Genomic DNA, 14,405 nt, shown 5'->3' on the forward strand with positions numbered 1-14,405 from the left:
CTAATGTGTTTGGGACATTTCCTTTACTAAGTTTGCTGCAGCCCTTAAGCCAGGCGCTGGTAATGTAAATCCATTATTTTTTGTACCAGCCACAACATTCCCCAATTCACTCCTATTTTTTGCGTGATTTTTTCTATCATGGCAACCTAAATGTTTGCAAAGCTCAATTGCACATTCATCAGAAAACCTAGGTTCATCCGAGGACAGAAGTGCCTGAATTCCAGCAAGCAAATAGCAGTTATGTGTCTGCATCTTCTTGCCATTGCCCGGAACTTCACTGGCAATTACTTCCACTTCATCCCCGTCAATATGGAATATTTCGCTGATCATAACGGCTGAGATATTATTTTGATCCATCCATCTCTTTGCTCTTTGACCGTAAGTGGCATCATCCCCAGCATCACCCGAATCTTTTTTCCCCTCTCCGTCATTACGGCCTGGACGAGGCATAGCATCCCCCAGAAGTGCCATCACAGAGTCCACCACTTTCTGGCGATCTTCCGACTCAAGAGGATCAAGCAGAACGAAAATGTCTTGTACAATTTGGGGCAACGTCTTTTTTCCCATTTAAATACTCCCTTCTACAGAATAACAACAATATTCCCCTATTATTTCAATTGATGGATTATAAAACACCCAACCCATTAATCAAGACTTATATCAAAAACAACAAAGACTTTTTCCTATATATACCCTTAATCATTATACTACAACATGTTAAGATATATATTAATTAGGATTTTCACCTAGCACAATAGGATCTCTATCTTTAACAAAAAACTATCATTGACACTCTCCCACCCAAGCAGACAACTCACTCCGTTCGAACAATCCCCCTAACACCTTTTCTATTCACGTGTTACCGCCGCTTATCTTCGCCCCGCACAGCCCTGCAGTACCAAGCTCACAATGCTTAAACATTGCCAGCGGAACTTTGCTCGTCAACCTAATAACCAGCCTGGCTCAGCGCTGGTTGAATTCCTGGGCCCAGTTGCGGACGGCTTTTTTGATTTGCTTCTGATCGAAGGCGGCGAAGCCGAGAACCATGCCTGGGACCTGCTCCGGTTCCCGCGCATACATGCGAACGGAGTGATATTCCATGTTAGCCCGGTCGGCGGCGGCCATGAGTTCCTGATCCAGTTGCGGCGTTTTCCCCTGCACCACCAGATGCATGCCCGATTCGGGTAGATCGACGTCGATTACGTCTCCCAGTTCCTGCATGAGCATTTCATACAGACAGGTCTGACGCTCCTGATACAACGAGCGCATCTGCCTGATGTGTTTGAGAAACTGGCCGGACTCGATAAACCGGTGCAGCACCATCTGCGTTAAAGGGGAGGAGAAGCGATCATTCAGCCAGCGGGCGTAGGAGAACGCCCCGGCGATCTGTTCGGGAACGATCAGGAAGCCAAGCCGAATCGCGGGGAAGAGCAGCTTGCTGAATGAGCCCATATAGATTGTCTGGCCGCGATGGTCCAGGCTGCTCAGTGTCGGATACGGGCGCCCTGTGTATCGAAACTCGCCGTTATAATCGTCTTCGATGATCCAGCTCTGATGCCGTTCCGCTTCCGCCAGCAGTTGTTGCCGTCGATCCGGGCTCATCGTCATTGCCAGGGGCCATTGTCCGCCCGGCGTGACATAGATCAGTTTGGGAGAGGTTTTCGGCTCAGGGACTCGCGTGAGGTCAATGCCTGACTGGTCCACGGGGACGGGGATGATGCGGAAGCCGAGCAGTTCCATGAGTTGATTTGCGGGGGCGTTGCCCGGTTCTTCCACCCAGATCGCATCCTGGGGCTCAAGTAAAATCTGCGTCACCAGGTTCAATCCCTGCTGGGCTCCCGAGGTGATAATGACCTGCTCACTACTGCAGGAAACACCCCGCGAAACACCCATATATTCAGCGACTGCCTGTCGCAGCGGTTCGTATCCCTGCGAATCGCATTGATCGAGGTGACGCATCGACCAGCGGGCCAGTTCGCTTGCGAGACGGTTCCAGGCTGCGGTGGGGAATTCTTTAACTGCGGGGAGGTGCGGGCGGAAGGCCTGTGGAATCGGTGCAAAATCGGGCATCCAGCTGGCGTAGCGGGCCAGTAGTTTTCCTGAAGTCGACAACAGTTCTTCAAAGCTGCCTGTTGCCTGGGAAGTCTCTGGCTGCTCTACGTACTCGAACGCTTCGGGCAGGAATTGGGCGACGCGGGTCCCCGAACCGGTTTCCGATTCCAGATACCCTTCTGAAATCAGCTGGTCGTATGCGGTCAGCACGGTATTCCGCGAGACTCCCAGCATTCCAGCGAGTCGGCGACTGGAGGGGACGCGTGAACCTGCCGTTAACAGGCCACCTGTAATCGCTTCACGGATCTGATTTTCCAGTTGGCGATACTGGCTCTCGCTGGCAGAACGATCAATGGAGATCGCTTCAAATTCGAAGTGTTGTTTAGCACGACGGCCCATGCAAGTGGCCCTATTGAATTCACCCAAAGTGGTTCTTTGACGGTTTTATCGTAGCCGTATAATCAGGGCATCACAAGCAACTCACTCATACCAGTTTCCTGAAAGGAAGGCGATAATCATGTCCGGAAAACGCGTCAATTACTACAAACATGTTGGAAAAGCAGCCGAACACCTGATGGCCGTTGAAGCTCTGCTCGAGCACTCTTCCCTGGACCCACGACTGCTGGAACTGGTTCGCCTGCGGGTTTCGCAGATCAACGGCTGTTCCTTCTGTGTGAACTACCACACGCAGGTGCTGAATCTGCTGGAAGAAACGCCCGAACGTATCTGTCAGGCAGCGGTCTGGGAAGAAGCCCCCTGCTTCACCGAACAGGAGAAAGCCGCATTTCGCTGGGCGGAAACGCTGACCAAAATTGCCGATACCCGGTTCATCAGTGACGAGCTCTACCAGACAACAGTCGATGCCTGGGGAGAAGCCGGGATTAGCGAACTGACCATGGCAGTCGGCATCATCAACACCTGGAATCGGCTGGGCATCGCTTTCCATAGCGATCATGGCCTGATTGATCAGCTAATGCGGGCCAAACGGGCCGAGCTGGCGGGCGTTTGAACCAGATTCATATCCAACTGAAGTTAAATTTCTGAAGAGACAAGAGGAAACCACCGTGAGCATACAGAAGATATTTCGAACGACCATTTACAATTGCTGTGCCTGCTGGATGATTGTCTGCACAGCAGCAGCGACGATGTCAGCCGAACCCAAAGTGCACGTCAAAGTCTTACGCAGCGATGAGCTGGAAGTACTGCAGGAGGGGAAACCGACGAAGGCGACCATGCTGGAAGTCACCCTGGATCCTCGTGCGGGCAGCCCGCCACACCGGCATCCCGGTGCCGTCTCTGGTTATGTAGCGGAAGGGACGTTCGAATTCCAGGTTGGCGACGGGCCGCTGCAGACGTTCAAAGCCGGCGATACGTTTTTTGAACCCGCGATGATCCTGCATCGGGTCGGGCGAAACCCGGATCCCGAGAAGCGGGCACGGATTATCGTCACGATGGTGCACCCTGCGGATGCGAAACAACTGATGATTCCCGAACCACCCGAAAAAAACAGACCTTAGAATTGTGACAGAAAGTAATTTCGTGAACCACGCTCCACAGCTTCCGACTTCCACACCCCGTTTTGCTTTGTACTTTGTCCGTTTTGCACTGGCGGCCTCATTCCTGTCCGCCGTCGCCGACCGCTTTGGCCTGTGGGGCGCTGCCGGCACAGGTGAAGTCTCCTGGGGGGAGTTTCAATCGTTCCTTGAATTTACCAGCCTGCTGCTCTGGTTTCTGCCAGAGCCCCTGGTTGTATTCTGTGGCTGGGCAGCGACAATTCTGGAAATCGTCCTGGCGGTCGGCCTGATTACTGGTATCCAGCTCCGCGCGGTTGCCCTGGGCAGTTGCCTGTTATTGTTGACCTTTGCGTTGTGCATGACGTTCGGCACCGGCCCCGAAGGGCCGCTCTCGTTCTCGGTCTGGACGGCATCGGCGGCTTCCCTGCTGCTGGCCACTCATCCACAATTACACACACCGGCTGCCGCTTAGTCAGACTTTAAATCACAAAACTTGCTGCGCATCATGGTTTTCAGATTCATATTTTAGTTGGGGGCGCTGTATTTTATAATACAGCAGAGTGGCATCAGACAGTGGCTGTCACAACCAGTCTCATATTTCGTCAACGCTGATGACATGATGCATGCCTCCTGCCGGCGAGTTGTCACATGATCTCCCTGGAAATTCTACAAACCGCATTTGTGGTGATGATCGTTATCGCAAATCTTTCTGCGTTCCGACTTTTAGCACTGTTGAAACAGGCTGACTGCTGGCAACCAGTGAAGGCATTTGGCTTTGATATTTATAACTGGGGATTTCACGGGAGTATCGCGCATTTCTGGAAACAGCGTGCACAGGTCGATGCGGCAATCAGGAAGAAGATCTACTTTCATCTGGTATTTGGCCCGCTCTGCTTTATGATGACAGTATTGATGTTGCTGTTGTCTGCATTTAAGGCCCCGACTCCCTGAAAGTCTGTCATGATTCCGCATTCGAGTTCTGACAAACCGTTCGCACGCGTGATGTATGGCGTCTTCTTCGTCATCGGCGTCACGGTGATCTACTTCGCCACCCTGTTCCGGAAAGATGCCTGGCTGATTCTGGCGATCACGTTCGCGCTGTATGGGATCTTCAGCGTTGCGGGGAGGTTGCTGGTCGGCGTGTCGGAGTCATCTATTCATAAACTAGAGAAAGTAACTTTCTACCTGTTTGTGGTGGGTGCTCTCAGTCTGGTCGGGTATTGTTTCTGGGCAGAGATTATTCCCGTGAAGTTCCTAGGCTGACAGGCAAGAGGCAACATTCGCAGCTGTTCCTGTCGAACCGCTGTTTCATTTCCCCTTCACTGTAGATCGGCTGTGAATTCCATGCCTGTTTCCAACGAGACCCTGATACGCATTGCACATGCAAGCGTGATGAAGGATATGCTCTTCTCTCAATCCCTGGATCATTGGCAACGCCAGAATCGGGAGGATTATTCGGTTCAGGCAACTCCAGGCCGCCACGACACTACCAGTTTCAGAGGAGTCCCTATGATGGTCATTGAAGGGGACTGTCATGAGGACCTGGAGGCAGATGAGGGGGGCCTGATCCATATCTACGGGAACCTGAATGCGACGATTGAAGTCAAAGGTATTTCGGAGATCATTATCACCGGTGATTTAGGACCCCAGGCGGAAATCAGAGCGGATGGAATCTGCCACATTTTTATCGGAGGGCGTTTCACCGGCAGACTTCACTCTGTTGACTCGCTGAAAGTCTGGATTGAATCCGACTTCGATGGCATCGTGAAAACCGGGGCGCCTCACACAGACATTTACGTCGGCGGGAACTTCCATGGTGAGATTCTGCCTGTTGAGAAGGGGGCGTTGCTCGGGCTGACCATAGTGGGCTTTGCTTCACAGCATTCACTTAACAGAATCAAGGATTACAATTACACCCAATTTCATGCTTCGATTGGAATCAGTGATGTGGCACCGGGGTTGTACCCTCAGACAGAATACTATCGACGGACATCCGATGAAAACAGTTACAATCGCTGGTGTGTAAGAACAAAGAGGCAACCGGTAGAGTGATAATCCCACCGATCCCATTTCGATCTTCATGACTTGAGTCTAGAGAAGATGGAAGACACTACCACTGGCACCTGATACACTAAGTAATCTGCTGAAATTAAAAGATTGACGGTCCGCACCGTCCCCACGCAACATTGATCCCGTTTTTCGATTCAGGAATTCAAAATGAAAAGACGCTCGCTACTGTTCCTGTTTGTACTCTGTTTCGCTGTTCCTGCTTTCGCTGCAGACAAGCCGAATGTGCTGTTTATTGCCGTCGACGATTTGCGGCCTGAACTGGCCTGTTATGGGAAGCAGCACATTCACTCGCCGAACATCGACAAGCTGGCGGAAAGCAGTACGCTGTTCGAGCGGACCTACTGCATGGTCCCTACCTGCGGGGCTTCGCGGGCGAGTCTGATGACCGGAATTCGCCCGGCCCGTAAGCGGTTCGTCAACTTTCTGACCTGGGCCGACCGCGATGCACCGGGCATTACGACTATGAACACCCAGTTCAAACAGAACGGCTATTACACGGTTTCCATGGGGAAGATCTTCCATCATCCTCAGGACAGTGCACAGGGCTGGTCGGAGCCGGCCTGGCGTCCCAAAGGCGTCGCCTGGTATCAGCGGCCCGAAAACCAAAAACTGCACGAGGAGCGACAGAAACAGGGCAAGCGGAAGGCCAAGGGGCCCGCATGGGAATCAGCGGATGTCCCTGACAACGCTTACGCGGATGGCGTGCTGGCCGAACAGGCAATTTCGAAGCTGCAGCAGTTGAAAAAGCAAGAGCAACCCTTCTTCCTGGCCGTCGGTTTCTTCAAGCCACACCTCCCCTTTATCGCACCCCAGAAATACTGGGACCTGTATGATCATGATAAAATTCAGCTGCCCGAGAATTATAAAGTGCCGCAGGACGCACCGGAGGAATCGATTCACAATTCGGGTGAGCTGCGGGCTTACGCGGGCATTCCCCGCAAGGGCCCCGTGTCCGAAGCGACCGCCCGCAACCTGATTCACGGCTACTATGCCTGTGTGAGTTATACCGACGCCCAGATCGGTAAGCTGCTGGCGGAACTCGAACGACTGGAACTGAGCGACAATACAATCGTCGTGCTCTGGGGCGATCATGGCTGGAACCTGGGTGATCATACCCTGTGGTGCAAACACAGCTGTTACGAAAGTTCGCTGCAGATTCCCCTGCTCGTCCGGGCACCGGGCATCCAGGGAGGACAGAGGCGGTCGGCGTTGATCGAAACGATTGACGTCTACCCTTCCCTCTGCACACTTGCGGGGATTCCACGACCCGAACACCTGGCGGGCCAGAGCTTTGTCGAACTGATGCGGAATCCGGATACGAAATGGAAAGGGGCTGCCGTGAGCCGTTTCCGTAACGGCGACACGATCCGCACCGACGCATTGCGTTACACGGAATACACCAATCCCAAAGGGAAACGGACATCACGCATGCTCTACGATCACAGCTCTGATCCGCTGGAAAACCGGAATGTGGCGGAGAAACGAACCGACGAGAGTAAAACACTGTCAAAACAGTTGAACCAGATCAAAGGCCGCGACGGGAAACCTGGCGGAAAGTGATTACATCCGTATGATGGATTATCGTGTCATCTTAAGACGCGTGGGGCTGGCCTGGATAGGCTTTGGTCTGCTTGATATCGGGTTGATGATCTACTGCCTGATGCAGCGCCAGAACTATTCATCCAGCTTCAATCTCTTCGCTGTCATCCTGGGTCTGTTTTTATATCGAGGGAGCCTGGGAGCAACAACGCTGGTCACCTGGTTCTCCGCGTTCATGCTGATGCTGTTTGCCGGCGGACTGCTGCTGGCACCCCTGTTGCAACCCGTGGGACTGCTGGTCAGTCTGATTCGCCTGCACCCCGGACAGTGTCTCCTGTTGGGAGTCTATTATGCAACGATGGTTGGTTTGCTGATCTGGACTTATCGGCAGATGCGTTCAACGCCGGTATTGGAAGCACGTCGGGAAAGTGGTCGTCGTACCGGCAGACCGCAGTCCGCGTTTCTGGCAGGCTTTCTGCTGGTTGTATTCGTAGGCGTGCTGTTCAATGTCCTGCTTAAAGGTTCTGCAGGAACCAAAGCTGTGGAACTGGCGCGACAGAAACTGGGGCCAGACTATCATTATGCCATTCAGTCGATCCGTGTGAGCGGAAAGGCACACAGTGGAGTGGTTGCCGCTTACAATGTGCATGAGATCAAATATGTTCCTGTGTTCTGGAACGAGTGAAATAAGCCATCAGACTTTAATCTAGTTTCGCACCGCATCAGTTCTCGTTATTCACTTCCAGTTCGAGATAGCCTTTGCGGTCGATGAAGACTTTATAGAGGCTGTGAGCGCCGTGCCAGCTGGGGAGTCCGCTGCGGACCGTCAGACATTGATCGTGAGTGCCATCGATTTCCAGAGTTCGACTGCCGCACAGATCGACGCGGGCTTCAATCCGATGTTTCTGTGGATTGATTTCGGAGTGAAGCGTTTCCCCCTCCGCGATGGAGCCGATGGAAACGCCGTCCACCAGAATTGAAAACTTGCGCATCTTGTCGGCACAACCGGGTTCACGTTTGACTGTGAGTTTCGACATGACAGGACCTCCCTCTCTGCAGCAAACAGAATTCGCGTATGAATTACATTTGTACGATTGAGTTGGCGTCCTCCTATTTTAGGCAGTCCCTGTCCGGGTTTCCAGAAAAATCAACGGCGGCCATTTACACCTTTCGATAAGCCTATATCTCACAACAGCTTACCGGTCCTGGGGAGCGGGCGGTAGATTAGTCTGGGGTACAATCTGAATCGCATTGAACATGGAATAATCGCTGTCCGCACGAAAGCTGGTCAGGGTCAGTTCCTGGCCTGTCTTGATGTCAAAATCAAAGCTGACGTACTGCACGCCTTCACGGTAAGGCTGATTGCGATAGTTCCAGGTGCCGTCACTGGCGGTCGCTTTCTGACCGATGACGCGATTACCGACTTTGAGTTCGATTTTCGCGTTCTGATTCGGAGCATCGCCGTGCGCGAAAACATAGATTTTGTATTTCCCGCCTGGCAGATCGAGTACCCTGGTCTGCAGATCGACACAGCGGCAGTTGTGATAGATGTAGCCCTGAAAGATCCCAGACTGGCCCTGGATGCCCCACTCACCATCGTGCCGGGTAATACGCAGGCGAACGGTGCTGGGTGTGGCATCGCTATACCGCGTGTAGTCAACCGCGGTCGTGCCGAGGTCAACCATGTTCCAGATATCCTGCGGACGCCCCACGACGCCATCGTAATTTCCGATTCCCGGATCGTGGGCAAAGACGATATTCAGTGAACGGACCGCAGGACGGTGCTCTTCGAACACCCGGGGTTGCTGTTTTCCGTTTCTGAGCATGACCTTGCCGGGAGGCTCAGGAAGCGGCTCCTGAACGCTGGTCTGTGCTGGGAGCTGTTGTGATTGTGCCACAGCTTTCAGCGGGACGTCCGGTCCTCCGCTGGGTTCGGACTTCGCGGGGGCTGTGATTTTTGCCTCTGTCTGCAGCGGGCGATCGATTCTCGCTACCTGATGTATCTGCGGTAGATCAGCAGATGCGTCTATCGCGAAGGCGACCGGGAGGATCGCCAGTAGCCCCGTCAGCGCGATAAAGGTGAAGGTGAGTGCCAGCCGCGTGCGGAGGCTGACCGGACGTCGGTCGCGGGTTTCCTGCAGAATGGACTTCAGGCGGCGGGAAAACCCACTCTCTGCGGCCAGCGAGACGGCTGTCAGTTTCAAACTGCGGCTGGATCGAAACGCGGAGACCACCTGCAGCAGTTGATCTGCATAGTCAGACGCCCGGGTGCCGTGCTGCAGAACGATGTCATCACAGGCATGCTCTCGTTCGAGATAGAGTTTCCGCGAGGCAAACCAGACCAGGGGATGGAACCAGTAGCAGGCATGTGTTAGTTGCACGAGCAGCTGCCAGAGACAGTCGCGACGGGCCACGTGTGCCAGTTCGTGCAGCAGGGCACAGCGGACTTCCCGTTCCGTCCAGTTCTGTGCTTCGCGGGGCAACAGAATCGATGGACGCCTTACCCCCCACGTCATGGGGAGCGAACGTTGATCGGTCGTTAACAGAGTGACAGGCTGAGAGCAGTTCAGTTCAACGCGACATTGTTGCAGCAGATCGAAGAGCGGCCCCTCTGCGATGATGTTACATTGTCTGCTGAAAGCGTGGAGGCGAAACTGCAGCAACGCCAGCCGAATCAGCATCACCAGAACTCCCGTCAGCCAGATGGCATTCCAGTGAATGTCGACACGCGGGAGGGATGCTGCGGGGGCATGAGCATTCTGGAGTTGTGTATTACCCGCCGCTGGAAGCTTCATATAGTCCGCAGGCTGTGCTGAGATTTCAGGTAAAGATCCGGGGATCGTCTGTTGTGTGTTGCTGGTCAACGGTGCGGAGAAGGACGATGCTGTTTCCTGAGTCGCGAGCGCTGGTCGCGTCAGCTTGGGCATACTTCCGTTGACGAAGATTAAGGCGAGCACCGCCAGCAGGGCGCCGCTCCAGACCGTGTGACGAACGGCTGCACTGGCCTGTGGGAGCAGTCGCGTGGCGACCAGTGCGACGAGCAAGACAACGGTCGACTTGATAATCAGGTCCAGCAGGAAATCAGGCTGCCCGATGAACGGAATGTATTGCAGAATCGTTTGCATCGCTTAGTTTCCTTTTTCTCGAGCTGCTTTAATCAGTTTGACCATTTCGCGTAATTCGTCGTCAGTGAGGGCTTCGTCATCACTGGCGAGCTGTGCTGCGAGGGCCTGCTTGAAGGAACCATCAAAGAAGGTCTGAACGACATGTTTGAGGGCTTTGGTGCCCTCCGGGCGTCGGGGAGACGTGGGGGCGTAAACAAATTCACGCCCCTGTTTGTGCCGCTGGATCAGTGACTTGTCCATCAGGATGCGGAGCATGGTGCGAATTGCAGTGGGAGTGGGCGGACTGGGCAGATCACTCTGGATCTCCAGCACGGTCGCTTCCCCGCGCGAATAGAGCGAATCCATGATCTGGCGTTCCCGCCGACTGAGTTGGGCCTGTTGTGACATGGGCTGTTCCCTGTGCATGGCAGCAATTGTTACGCTAATTTTTTAGCGTTTCTGCAAAGCGGCGTCAACATGAAAAGCTAATTTTTTAGCGAATACATTTTCCAAGCGTGTTTTGCGTTCCTCGGGTTACGGAATGTAAAGCATCTAACCCGAGTCAATCTCACCGGTTATAGATCACGGGCATCTGCCCCTGCCACTGTTGCCAGGTTTCGTCGTGGGTCACCAGTTCCGCCATAAAGTGGGCCACGTTGATGCGGCTGGTCTTGCCGGGGTTGAAGATTGCACTGCGCGTTGGTGAAGGGAAAACGTCATACGCAGTGACTTCATCCAGATTGATCAGGGAATCGGGGCGAACGGCGGCCCACTGAATTAGGTCATGGTTCTGACCGATCTGCATGCGCAGGTAGTCGGCGGCCTGTTCGTTATCCCGATGCGGAGGGACCAGGGTGCGGATGAGACTCACCACGCAGCGCTGGGCGAACGACACCGGCTCCGCAAGATCGCGGTTCCTGTTGCCCGCGGTATTCATGAGCACCACGCGCACAGGCTGCGCTGTGCCTGAGCCAGGAACCGCTGCACACAGTTTGCGGATCGTATCGGTGACGAGCAGCCGCGGTTTGCCGAAGATTCCTTTGAATGTCATGTTATGCCCCAGGCAGGAGGCAAGCGCGGTGCAGCCTGCGACATGACGCGCCAGTTCATCGGGACTCAGGTCAAGCACGCTGGCCTGGATTTCGGTGAAGTCGGGATGTGTGGTGATGAATTCATTGAACGTGCCGGTCCGTCGCACGAAGGCTTTCACGGGTTCGTTCCGTTTGAGTAACTGTTCCACGAGCAGCCGTCCGGTGGCACCGGTAGCGCCGACAACGAGGGTGGTCATACTATGAATCTTTCACTGGTGATTGCAGTCGGATCGCCTGCTGAGCATACTGCCCACGTCGTTCGTTACTGTTGCGGAATGAATTTCAGTTCTGCGAGCCATTCCAGGGACTGTTTCTGCCAGGCATCCCAGGAGGGACCTTTGTAGCCGTTAAGGCCGTGTCCGCCATCGGGAAGTTCGAGCAGTTTGGATGGAATCTGTTTTTCCTGCAGGGCTGCATAGAGTGCCTGGCTGTTTTTGATGGGCACCGGTTTATCGTCGACCGCGTGGGCTAGAAAGATTGGCGGTGTCTGATCTGTGACCTGTTTTTCATTCGAGAAGAGTTCGATCATCTCAGGCGTTGGATCGGGACCGAGCAGATTCTTTTTCGAGCCGCCATGCGTGGTTTCGCCCATGGTGACGACGGGATAGACGAGAATCGCGAAATCGGGACGGGAGCTTTGACGGTTGATGGAATCCTGTGCCTGGGAATCGCCGGCATCAAAGTGTGTGGCGGCGGTGGAGGCCAGGTGCCCGCCTGCGGAGAAGCCCATGATGCCGACCTTCGCGGGATCGATGCCCCAGTCTTTCGCATGCGCGCGGGCCGTGCGGATCGCCCGCTGGGCATCCATCAGCGGCACGAAGGAGCGACCTTCGGGCATGCGATACTCGAGGACAATCCCTGTCACGCCATGCCTGTTGAGCCAGGCAGCGATGCCGTGCCCTTCTCCGCCGGTGACGACGCGCTGATATCCGCCGCCGGGACAGATGACGATGGCAGCGCCGTTCGGTTTTACGGGGCGATGCAGCGTGAGTTTCACGTCTGCCTCTTCGAACTGGTCAGCACCGATCGGGGCCTTGCCGTCCCAGAGGGAGAAGACTTCGGGGGGCAGACTGGTCTCTGAGGCGGCGTTGGTTTCGTCTTCAGGAATGAGCAGCGTTGAGAGCACCTGGGCATAGACGCGGTGCCCGAAGTCGTTGGGATGATTCACGCCGTTACCGGTCAGGTCCCAGTCCTGTTTGTGTTTGAAGAATTCGGTCCAGAGGGAGGTCATGTCGGCTAAAGCGACTCCCCTTTTTGTAAGCTCCGCCAGTGCGTCGCGATACTGGGGGAACAGTTCATGTTTGAGTCGAATCCAGTCCCGGTTCCCCAGCATGGGGGCGACCAGAATGAATTCTGCCCGGGGCTGTTTTTTCTGAATCTGTTCGATCAGCGCTTTAGTGTTGGCTTTAAATTCTTCCGCCGAACGACCGGCTGAGTCATTCATACCGAAGGCGATGATGACCAGGTCGGGGTCGGCTTTGACCACTTCGTCTACTTGTGTCAGCGCCCACTTCGTGTCTTTACCGCCGACGGAAAGATTGGTCAATGCGATCCGGTTCTGATAATGGTGCTGCAGGTTCTCCTGAAGCAGTCCGAAAAATGCCGGCTGGAAGGGAGCCCCTCCGGCCCAGCCCGAGGCATTGCAGCCGGTGGAAATGCTGTCGCCCAGCAGGACGATGGAGGTTGTGTCATGTTTCTGCAGTTTCTTGATCGTACGGGGCAGTACTTTGGCATCAAAGACCGGAGTAATCTTACTCCAGTCGACGGGTGCGTGGGTATAAGTGATGCAGGTCTGCAGGTCGTGGTATTCGAGTTGTCCGCCGAAGAAGATTTCACCGTGACCATCGCGGTGCGTCAGCTTGTGCCGTTGTGAGTTCGCGGGGCGCCGCATCTGGGTGGGAAACTTCCAGACGATGCGTGTGTTTTCAGGGAGTGTGATTTCGCGCGAGCCGGGTTTCCACTGGTAGTCGCGACCTTCTTCGTAAGTGATGTCTCCCGCGCTGTTCGTAATCTTGAGCACTTTCTGTGCTGGGAACAGCAGCGAAGCTTTCGTTTGACCCGTTCTCAAATCACGAATAAACAGGGCTGATTCTCCGCGTACGGTATCGCCTTTCCAGACCGGTTCGAGCAATTCCTCTGAGAACTGCCACTGTGGTGATGCGGGTTCCTCTGCGTGAGTGAGAGACGTCAGACAGATCAACGTCAGCAGACTGAAGACCAGTGTTAAACAAACAAAGGGGCGACGCGCGGTGGAAATTGGCTTGAGCACGGGAATCTCCATTAGTGAGGACTCTGAAGAACGTTCACAGGTGTTTGAGAATAGCCTTTATTATAGCTGTGCATATCCCCTGTGTCTGCTCATTCTCAAAGAAGAGTTGCCCCGGAATCGAGAAGAATTCTCTTAGGATCTGCAGCTTGACCCGGTATGATGAATGTACCTTTCCCTTAAGTGCTCAAACGGGAACTCTCAGTTTCAAACCCAGATTCTCCTATTCAACGGGCTCCTTATGATTCATTTCCGTTCTGTGTTCTTAACGCTGCTGATGATCCTGCTGGTAGACAACGCTGCTGTAGTGGCAGATGCGGAGAAGAAATCTGAACTTGAGCTGAAGATCACCGAGCCGAAACTGGATAATTCGGACGTGGAATGGGAAGGCAATTTCTTTGGGTTTTATCCACGCATTTCCCGGCGGGCGACCCGGTTTGCGAAACAAATTTCCCCGGAAGATAAAAACTGGCTGCTGAAGAATCTGAAACACAAAGACCGGACTGCGATCTGTCATCTGCTGCTGATCGAGTACTGGGGGCCACCTGCCGCAGAGGGTGAGATCAAGCACTCACTCTCCGCCTGGTACGGATTGACGGCAGAACTGCAGGCCTCCGGTGAAATACGCTATGACGAGGCAGACCGAGAAAAACTATTCAAGCTCTGGACTAAAGTGTTGTCCGACCCCAAAAACAGATTTAAGCACGGTAAAGGTGTTCTGCTGGATCCGTTTAAACGGAAAAAGAAAAAACAGTTGGACGATCAGTAA

Annotated in this window: 16 protein-coding genes; 9 read left to right on the forward strand and 7 right to left on the reverse strand. The window is 54.1% G+C overall.

All coding sequences use genetic code 11. The features are described from left to right. Positions 1-567 carry a hypothetical protein gene (locus tag HG66A1_RS27610; protein WP_145191923.1) on the reverse strand — a complete coding sequence of 189 codons (567 nt, stop codon included), beginning with the start codon at positions 565-567 and terminating at the stop codon, positions 1-3. A gap of 396 nt (positions 568-963) precedes the next feature. Then, on the reverse strand, positions 964-2,451 hold the full coding sequence (locus HG66A1_RS27615) for a PLP-dependent aminotransferase family protein (RefSeq protein ID WP_145191926.1): 1,488 nt from the start codon (positions 2,449-2,451) through the stop codon (positions 964-966). A gap of 118 nt (positions 2,452-2,569) precedes the next feature. Here HG66A1_RS27615 and HG66A1_RS27620 point away from each other — a divergent pair, with 118 nt between their 5' ends. The 8 genes from HG66A1_RS27620 to HG66A1_RS27655 all read left to right on the forward strand — a co-directional run bounded on the left by HG66A1_RS27620 (position 2,570) and on the right by HG66A1_RS27655 (position 7,860). Next, positions 2,570-3,061, forward strand: coding sequence for a carboxymuconolactone decarboxylase family protein (locus tag HG66A1_RS27620; RefSeq protein ID WP_145191929.1), 492 nt, complete (start codon positions 2,570-2,572; stop codon positions 3,059-3,061). Between the two features lie 136 nt (positions 3,062-3,197). Then, a complete protein-coding gene (locus HG66A1_RS27625) occupies positions 3,198-3,569 on the forward strand; it encodes a cupin domain-containing protein (protein ID WP_197993691.1) in 372 nt (123 codons plus the stop codon). A gap of 22 nt (positions 3,570-3,591) precedes the next feature. Then, positions 3,592-4,038 (forward strand): DoxX family protein, encoded by a 447-nt coding sequence (locus HG66A1_RS27630; protein ID WP_145191935.1) that lies wholly within the window; start codon positions 3,592-3,594, stop codon positions 4,036-4,038. 176 nt (positions 4,039-4,214) lie between these two features. Further along, entirely contained in the window at positions 4,215-4,517 is a 303-nt protein-coding gene (locus HG66A1_RS27635; RefSeq protein ID WP_145191938.1) for a hypothetical protein, read from the forward strand. A gap of 9 nt (positions 4,518-4,526) precedes the next feature. Continuing rightward, positions 4,527-4,829: a hypothetical protein gene (locus tag HG66A1_RS27640; protein WP_145191940.1), complete on the forward strand. Its 303-nt coding sequence runs from the start codon at positions 4,527-4,529 to the stop codon at positions 4,827-4,829. A 246-nt stretch (positions 4,830-5,075) separates the two neighbouring features. After that, a complete protein-coding gene (locus HG66A1_RS27645; RefSeq protein ID WP_145191943.1) occupies positions 5,076-5,618 on the forward strand; it encodes a hypothetical protein in 543 nt (180 codons plus the stop codon). 165 nt (positions 5,619-5,783) lie between these two features. After that, the gene (locus HG66A1_RS27650) at positions 5,784-7,196 is read left to right on the forward strand and encodes a sulfatase (RefSeq protein ID WP_145191947.1); all 1,413 of its coding nucleotides are present in this window, start codon (positions 5,784-5,786) and stop codon (positions 7,194-7,196) included. A gap of 10 nt (positions 7,197-7,206) precedes the next feature. Next, positions 7,207-7,860 (forward strand): hypothetical protein, encoded by a 654-nt coding sequence (locus HG66A1_RS27655; protein WP_145191950.1) that lies wholly within the window; start codon positions 7,207-7,209, stop codon positions 7,858-7,860. A gap of 37 nt (positions 7,861-7,897) precedes the next feature. Here the strand turns inward: HG66A1_RS27655 and HG66A1_RS27660 are convergent, their stop codons facing one another. From HG66A1_RS27660 to HG66A1_RS32580, 5 genes are all read right to left on the reverse strand, one after another. Then, entirely contained in the window at positions 7,898-8,212 is a 315-nt protein-coding gene (locus tag HG66A1_RS27660) for a hypothetical protein (RefSeq protein WP_145191953.1), read from the reverse strand. A 159-nt stretch (positions 8,213-8,371) separates the two neighbouring features. Next, positions 8,372-10,300, reverse strand: a complete 1,929-nt coding sequence (locus HG66A1_RS27665) for a M56 family metallopeptidase (RefSeq protein WP_145191956.1) — start codon at positions 10,298-10,300, stop codon at positions 8,372-8,374. Positions 10,301-10,303: 3 nt separating this feature from the next. Beyond that, positions 10,304-10,687, reverse strand: a complete 384-nt coding sequence (locus HG66A1_RS27670; RefSeq protein ID WP_197993692.1) for a BlaI/MecI/CopY family transcriptional regulator — start codon at positions 10,685-10,687, stop codon at positions 10,304-10,306. A 160-nt stretch (positions 10,688-10,847) separates the two neighbouring features. Then, positions 10,848-11,567: an NAD(P)-dependent oxidoreductase gene (locus tag HG66A1_RS27675; RefSeq protein WP_145191962.1), complete on the reverse strand. Its 720-nt coding sequence runs from the start codon at positions 11,565-11,567 to the stop codon at positions 10,848-10,850. A gap of 65 nt (positions 11,568-11,632) precedes the next feature. Continuing rightward, the gene (locus HG66A1_RS32580) at positions 11,633-13,639 is read right to left on the reverse strand and encodes a GDSL-type esterase/lipase family protein (protein WP_232106687.1); all 2,007 of its coding nucleotides are present in this window, start codon (positions 13,637-13,639) and stop codon (positions 11,633-11,635) included. A gap of 238 nt (positions 13,640-13,877) precedes the next feature. Between HG66A1_RS32580 and HG66A1_RS27685 the strand changes: the two genes are divergently transcribed. Then, positions 13,878-14,405, forward strand: a complete 528-nt coding sequence (locus HG66A1_RS27685; protein WP_145191964.1) for a hypothetical protein — start codon at positions 13,878-13,880, stop codon at positions 14,403-14,405.

The sequence above is a fragment of the Gimesia chilikensis genome, assembly GCF_007744075.1.
Lineage (GTDB): Bacteria > Planctomycetota > Planctomycetia > Planctomycetales > Planctomycetaceae > Gimesia > Gimesia chilikensis_A.